General features: G+C 44.8%; 5 protein-coding genes. All 5 read right to left on the reverse strand.

Annotation, left to right across the window (positions count from 1 at the left end; genetic code table 11):
* Window positions 1-6 precede the first annotated feature (6 nt).
* A complete protein-coding gene (locus HMPREF2914_RS32385; protein ID WP_023091639.1) occupies window positions 7-1,197 on the reverse strand; it encodes a hypothetical protein in 1,191 nt (396 codons plus the stop codon).
* The gene (locus HMPREF2914_RS31600; RefSeq protein WP_023091638.1) at window positions 1,197-3,380 is read right to left on the reverse strand and encodes an ATP-binding protein; all 2,184 of its coding nucleotides are present in this window, start codon (window positions 3,378-3,380) and stop codon (window positions 1,197-1,199) included. Before HMPREF2914_RS31600 ends, HMPREF2914_RS32385 begins: the two co-directional genes overlap by 1 nt.
* Before the next feature lie 1,052 nt (window positions 3,381-4,432).
* Window positions 4,433-4,843 carry a very short patch repair endonuclease gene (locus HMPREF2914_RS31605; RefSeq protein ID WP_023980461.1) on the reverse strand — a complete coding sequence of 137 codons (411 nt, stop codon included), beginning with the start codon at window positions 4,841-4,843 and terminating at the stop codon, window positions 4,433-4,435.
* Between the two features lie 27 nt (window positions 4,844-4,870).
* Window positions 4,871-5,593 carry an MAE_28990/MAE_18760 family HEPN-like nuclease gene (locus HMPREF2914_RS32390; RefSeq protein ID WP_023091637.1) on the reverse strand — a complete coding sequence of 241 codons (723 nt, stop codon included), beginning with the start codon at window positions 5,591-5,593 and terminating at the stop codon, window positions 4,871-4,873.
* A 2-nt stretch (window positions 5,594-5,595) separates the two neighbouring features.
* A complete protein-coding gene (locus tag HMPREF2914_RS14125) occupies window positions 5,596-6,774 on the reverse strand; it encodes a DUF262 domain-containing protein (protein ID WP_023091636.1) in 1,179 nt (392 codons plus the stop codon).
* Between the last annotated feature and the right edge of the window lie 371 nt (window positions 6,775-7,145).

Here is a 7,145-nt window from a genome sequence, read left to right on the forward strand (position 1 = left end):
GCCATCCTACATCAGCAAATAAGACTGCGGCTCATAATTAACATTTTTGGCTGCTGCATCTTGATCGCAGATCCAGCGCTTCTTATCGAAAGCTAAAACATCACTAGGAAAACTGGAGCACTCACCTTCAGGCATAAAACGAGATAAATCCTCACAGAATTGAATAGACGGCGTTGCCTCGAAAGTAAACCCATCAGGAACAAGGATTTCTCTACGCGCACGCTCCGCCCAGAAAACCGGGCGGGAAAATAAAAAATCATGTTGAAACAAATAAGGCTCTAAAATCTGCGGAACAATCTCACGCTCAAAAGAGCATAGAGAAGCCCAACGCCCCATGCTATTGAATTCATCCACCACCCAAGGCATTTGAATACATAGATGAGGCAGATCAGAAACTACTTCTTGGGACGGCAAAACAACTTTCTCCAACCAACGAATCAATATGGAGGCACAAACAGCAGCAAGCTGATCAGGAGGCATCACCTCAAATATCGGCCTATCCTTCTCAAGCGCATTAAATATTCGCCCCGTGCCACTCGAAATAAGATCTCTAAAAGTAACATTATTCCTCTGACCAGCACCTATATAAGAGGAAACTTCATAATTAACAAAATTCGGAAGATCAGAATCAGAAAGGTCAAAACCAAGAGACTCGAACACCGAATCATCCAAGTGCTCTTTAACAAAACCCTTAACAATAGGAAAGCGTGCACTCTCCTTAAGCAGATCAGGCCAGTGCCAAGGACGGAACCCTTCAAAACCACTAGAAGACCAGAGCCCTTTTGATGCTATCTGTGAGCTACCTACATCGGTGTCGGCATATGAGGAAATACCTCTACACATAGTCAAATCGAAAGAGTTAGTGCCGAACTGATTAACTACAACAACATATCCTATTAAGGACATCATTCTTATGCAATATGCAAGCTCAGCACCTGTGGCCCAAGCCGCAGGTCTATCCATTTGCAACCCAAGCAGGTCATAATCAATTATCACTAAATCATATTGATCATAATCTGTCACAGGAATATATTTACCACCACGGGAATCAAAGCGTGCCTGATGAAACTTCGAAATCAACTCCGATACGTGCTCAGGAGCAAAAACATCAATTTCCACCTTTGAAAAATTACTAATAGATGCCTTCCATTCATTGGCACGCCTAGTCTCATCATCCAATATAAGAATCTTCATCATCAGTCCCACTCAATTTTGAACGAAGTGTTATATCCAAAATCAGGGCGCACAAATGACACCCTACAATGCAAAGAGTCTGCAACCATCTTTACTATAGTTAAGCCCATCCCCATACCACCCAGCCCAAGCGATTTCCTTTCCTCTGGTATTTCAAGACGACGTATAAAAGGCTTGAATAATTCGTCACTTCCATCAAGCTGAACGCCCACCCCTGTATCAGAAATATAGAGCGCTCCTCCAGAATCATACTGTTCGCCAGAGCATTTAATTTTTCTAATATCAGAATCGAGCATTGCATTAACAGCATTGATAAGAACATTCTGAACAATAGAGTTCCACGCTGCAAATGTAGCAAGTGGCAATTTCAGGTCCAAAGGTATGTCATTAATTATTTGAACTTCGCGAAGAAGTACCGATGAGTTGCTAGCAATTTTAGAAACTGTCTTTTTAGCATTGTACTCATTTCGTTTCTCTCGATCTGCTTCGTGCATTACAGGGGAAAATAGCTTTCGGGCATTTGAAGTCCTATCCGCCCAGGCATTTAAAGACTCTATTAGCTTAGGCTGATTAACGATGTTAGCGCCACCATTCAGTTCGCCACGAATCTCTTCTAAAAGAGTCAGCTCTTTGGCCAACTCATGTTCCATAGCTATCGCCGCCATTCCTGTTGTAGCAAGCGCGGCTAATAAAATTCTCTCCTCCTCAAATGCCGTTATACGCTGATGCTCTAACGTCTCAAGTTCTTTAAATTTTGAGGATACGGCATCTATCTTCAAAGCAATATCGGATGGTGCGGACAAAGCTATCTGAAATAAATTCTCTCTGATTTCAGAAACCTTCTCCTCTGTATGTGGAATCTCCAACCTTTCCGAGGCAATCTTTCTCTGTCGCATTTCATATGAGCGCATCGCGTAAAAATCAATCGCCCACCGAACAGAATGTTGAAGCTCTTCAAAAGCATCATTGTCAATTAATCTATCACGAGTCACCTGAACATTTAAGTAACGGCCACTAGATAGATCCTCCTCTTTTGCTGTTTGGCGCTCAAGGGAGGTTGAGACTTTTACGACACCAAAGATACGCCCATTAGTAGGAAGGTCATTTAGCCCACTCTGAACCTGTAGATTCCTTGGAAGTAAATCTGACTTATTCAGGCGATGAGAGTGAGCCATTTCAAGCTGCAACCAGTCTTGTTCTTCACCACCGTAGAAGGGAAGCCTGAACCCGTTGTCATAGATATGCACACCACCAAATTTCTTAAAATAAGTGCGCGCGTCGCTTACCTGAATGCCACCCGCTTGCTTTCCAGAAAGTTTAAAAACCAAAATCTTAAACTTGGCTTTCTCAAGAAATCTCTTTCTGGGCTTAAATTTAGCGCTGAAAATCTCGCCACTTTTAAATCTTACAGATACTTCATTCTCACCCTCACCTTTACCGTCGTTCAACTCCCCATCAATAGTAGCAATCCAATTCTTTAAAGCTTGATTCATCTGTCCGGAGAAGGCTTCTAACGCTTTATCTGTTACTCCCTCCAAACGAACATCAAAGATATCCGGAACATCATCAGGGTTATCGATCTGAAGCAAATCTTCAGGAGGCTTCAGAAACCACAGTTCTCGAGCGAGATCTTGTAAGTCTTCAATATACCACTTCTTTTTAAGGCCACTAATCTCAACCAAAGTACCATGAGAGTACTTTCCATCAATTAAATCTAACTCACTGGTGTCAGTTACATCAGCGCCAGCCTCAACTAAATTTCCAGACTCTCGGGCTTCAGCCCAGTCAACAAAAGCAGAAAACTGCCTAGCCTGATCCTTACCCCGAGACAAAATCCGTACATTATCGCCAAGAAACTGAACAGAGAGTCGCCCAACCCCTTTTGAGCCTGTGACCTGTCTCTTCCTAGCGGTCAGCTTCGCATCTTGCTTATGAGTGGTTCCCACACGCAACCAATGATTGATAAATGCATCTGGCGACATACCATCACCATTATCAATGACAGTTATTTTTCCTCCACCAAATCTAATCACTACTTCAGTAGCATCAGCGTCGTAGCTATTTTTGACTAACTCCGCCAGAGCAATGTGTGGTTTACCTACAAGCCTCTCGCCTAACTCTCTGAGAAGAGCAGCGTCAACAGTAAAATTCGCACGATAGGATTTTTCCTTAAGATTCGTGTTCATTAACTCATCCTTGTGCAGCACATGGCGATTGTAGACTCCTGCGCGGCATCCTCTTTCGAGGAAATTTTTGAGACCTCGCAGGCGAAGGAAAACCATCTCATTCAAATCTTCTCCGAGGAAAACCGCGCGACATCTTAGCCGTAGCGGAAACTATATTTTCGATTTTCAGACGATCTGGCCTCACCCCAAGTGACGACAATTTTAAAGCACAACGACCTAATCAGCAGTAATTCTGTTGGTAGGTAATCGCCTGCACTCAACTGTCAAGACGTATAGCACGTCGCCCCCTTTCTCTACCAGGGACGTTGGTAGGCTGGGTTGCGCTTTCCGTTGCTGTAACTGAACAGGGACGTCTTGTCTTAGTCACATCGGCAATGGCAGCGAAGTCCGCCTGACTGCACCCCAATTGGACACGCTCTGCCCCCCTGCCGGCCGGGAACGCTCCCCCTAATTGGGCATTCTGAACCTGTATCATGCGAATTTGAACCATGACAAAAGGATCTCCCAACGAGCAGGCATACCAATAGCTTGCCACACTGGCTCTTGCAGCTAGGAAATATGAGGAGCAGAACAAGCGCCTCTATACTTCCTTTCACACCGCGCACTCAGAAAGTGACGAAGTCAATCTACGTGCTATTGCAAGATGGTCCCGCTGCTTAAAGACAATCTTGATGGTAAGATTTCCTTGATATTTTCTGTTGCCCTGGAGATCTAACTGCGGACCTGCATTGAGCTGGACCTTCTACTCACGTCGACTAGATATTAATCGCAGTTAAAAACAAGCTTATAATGAGGGCAACGAACAACCATCGCCGCGAACAACATGGAAAGCTTTCAGTGGTAGAATTTTCCGACGAGCATCGCCCAGACACACAATCAAACGTCTAGATGGATGCATTTCCTACCAGTTATTCTTTAGTCACTATTAGTGATCACTACACTAGATCCGATCGCAACCGACCAAACGCTCTACATTTTCAAGCTTGCTCTTAATACAACACCTATGCCGGATGAAGTGGCTGAGTACAGTCCACAAAATATTTTTGTGAACTTCAAGGAAGATTGAATTCTCGCTTTAAGCGATCTACCAATAATATCTCATTCCGAGTCTCACACTCCCAAAGCACAATAACCCGCCATCCAAGCTCTTTTAGTTCATTTTCTTTCCGACGATCCCGTTCTATATTGACAGAGAATTTTGGAAGCCAATACTCCTGTCTTGACTTCGGGGTCGTTGCATAGCGACAGCCTTCATGCCGATGCCAAAAGCAACCATGCACAAAGACAATCGTTCTATACTTAGGAAGAACAATATCTGGCGTACCAGGAAGATCTCTACGATTAACTCGAAACCGGAGCCCCAAGACATGCATGCACTTTCTAACAACCACCTCAGGCTTAGTATGCGCTCTTTTGACAGAGCGCATAATCCGACTTCTTAACTCTGACGATACGCTAGTCATTACACCTCCTCGGCATCGAGCTAAGTTTCAGGCTGGCGCCGTAGGCTTGGCTAGGTAGCCCTTCCTAAAAAGGTAAGCCTCAATATTATCAAGGAGTGAAGCTAGGTAATCGACAACAGCACATTTGATCGCTAAGATTTGATCAATAGTGACACTGGAGCCACATGCTAAGAATGCCAGACTCCCATGAGCCAAATCGTTACGACGATCTTTAACTTCCAAGAGTGGCGCTAAATTATACTCTTTTAGATAGGGATCTTTACCCGGATTGAACCCAAACTTTTTCGCAAGTTTCTCGAGCTCTCCGTAGTGTACATTCCCCCCTATTTTGTTCGCTTCGAAACCGGCATTTATTATAGCTACAGCCAGTGGAGGGCGCCCATCCAGTCTTTGCTTCTTTATCCGACCACGAATATCATCATCTTTCATTAGGGTTGCAAAATGATGCTGCAACTCATCATGGAGATCATCAAAATGGTGCCCATGCTTCTGCATATCATTTCTAATCGCCTGTAAAGCTTGCCTGACTGATGCCTCAACAAGATTATAGAGCAACAGAAAACCATTAGCCTTCAAAGTATCAATCAGACTAGACTTTATATGTACCAACTCACGCTCGCCTGGAGCCCCCTCTCCATAGGGTAGCGAGAGAGACAGTTGTGCATTCCGATCTACGACCTTGAATAGAAAATCGAAATATATGTCGATTTCCTCCACACGAGTTTCATAAACCTCCCTGGCCTTGAGCATGATCAGAATAGTTCCAAATTCTTCCAGTCATCATCAACAGGCCTTTTCCGCATAGTCTCAGGCTCCCGCCCCAACAACATATCTCGTACGTAATAGAGACGGTCCAAGAGTTTCGGCCTGGAGTTTGTCGCATCCGACCTTGTATGCAATTTGAACTCATTGCTTTCCAGCCATGTAGTAACCTCTGTAGCGGGGATAAGCTCTAGATTCTCGCGAAGAGCTCGTGCTACTCCAACTGCAATTGCCTCAAAGCGGACTCTTGGTACAGTCTTATGGTTAGGTTCTTTACGGAAACCATCGGGGAAGTTTCGCTCAACAAATGCGATCATGCGATTGAATTCGTCCCGATAGGAGTCTATCAACCCTTCACTTTCTTGCGCACGTTTATTCATCTCAGTGAGGTAATCAGTAAGGAACGGAGTTACCTCATGAGAGAATCCCTCCGCGTTATCTAGGTATGCAAAGAAACGCAAAAGCATTTCCTCATACTCTCGTAGTTTAGCTCTCTTCTCAGAAAGAGGACAAACTGCCCTAAACACTGGGTCCTTTGCCAAAGTTTCAATTAAGGTGAGGAACGGGCCATCACTATGCCCACGTCTCTGCTCCATCGGCTGCAGCTTTGTCCCCCCAGAGTTAAGGCGATCGAACATCTCACGGCGAGCCCCCTCATCCAATCTCACCGTAAGAACAGCAATCCTAACGACCTTCCCCTTAATTCGGCGCTGCCACTTGACAGGAAGCTGGCTATATTTAAACCCGTTGAGAGATTTAATCTTCTTTAGATCGCAGAGAATCAAACGATCGTTCATAAAATAATAGAGCGTCCTTAGTCGCTGACTTCCATCAATGACTTCCCACGCCCCTGGATGCATCTCATCCTCCGTCTCCCCCATATATAGCGGGGTAATTGGAAGATTCATAAACAAAGACTCTATGAATCGACTTTGCTGTTTAGGAAGCCAAATAAACTCCCGCTGGTAATCTGGAATAAATATCTCTGCGCTATCCGTTTCCAGTCCATCCGAATACTTCTGGACCAGAACCTCAACTGGATACTCACGCAACTGCAAATCGTGATGTTCCGCCGTTTCCGAGATTTCTCGATCAAGCCGGGCCATCTCTTCTTCGGACTTCCCTCCCACAATAGCCGCTAACATATCTGCCTGACCGCTTTCGCTCATTCCTTTCCCCAGACTCAAACTAGGCTAAAAAGCCACCAATCAAAAAATTCGGAACACGCTTCAATCAGAACCCAATCGATACCAATAATCGATCAACAACTGAATTCGCATGCACATTCAGATCATTCATACAAATCTCATAAGCGTCAACTGGATATCCAGTGGAGGTTTCCGCTCTGCAAACGTCCAATTTGGAATCACTCGTTCTAGCTTTCTAGGGGAAAGCTAACCTCTTTGCCTCGCTCTACAGACCAATCTCGGTGTCGACGCAGATATGGGAGTTCAGAAGAATATAGCGCATCAACACCGCTGTCCGCGACGCCGGTTTCGGCAAAAATGTAGTGGTCTACTGATCCCGGACACCGATTTAG

The sequence above is a fragment of the Pseudomonas sp. HMSC067G02 genome, from assembly GCF_001813485.1.
In the GTDB taxonomy this organism is placed as follows: domain Bacteria; phylum Pseudomonadota; class Gammaproteobacteria; order Pseudomonadales; family Pseudomonadaceae; genus Pseudomonas; species Pseudomonas aeruginosa.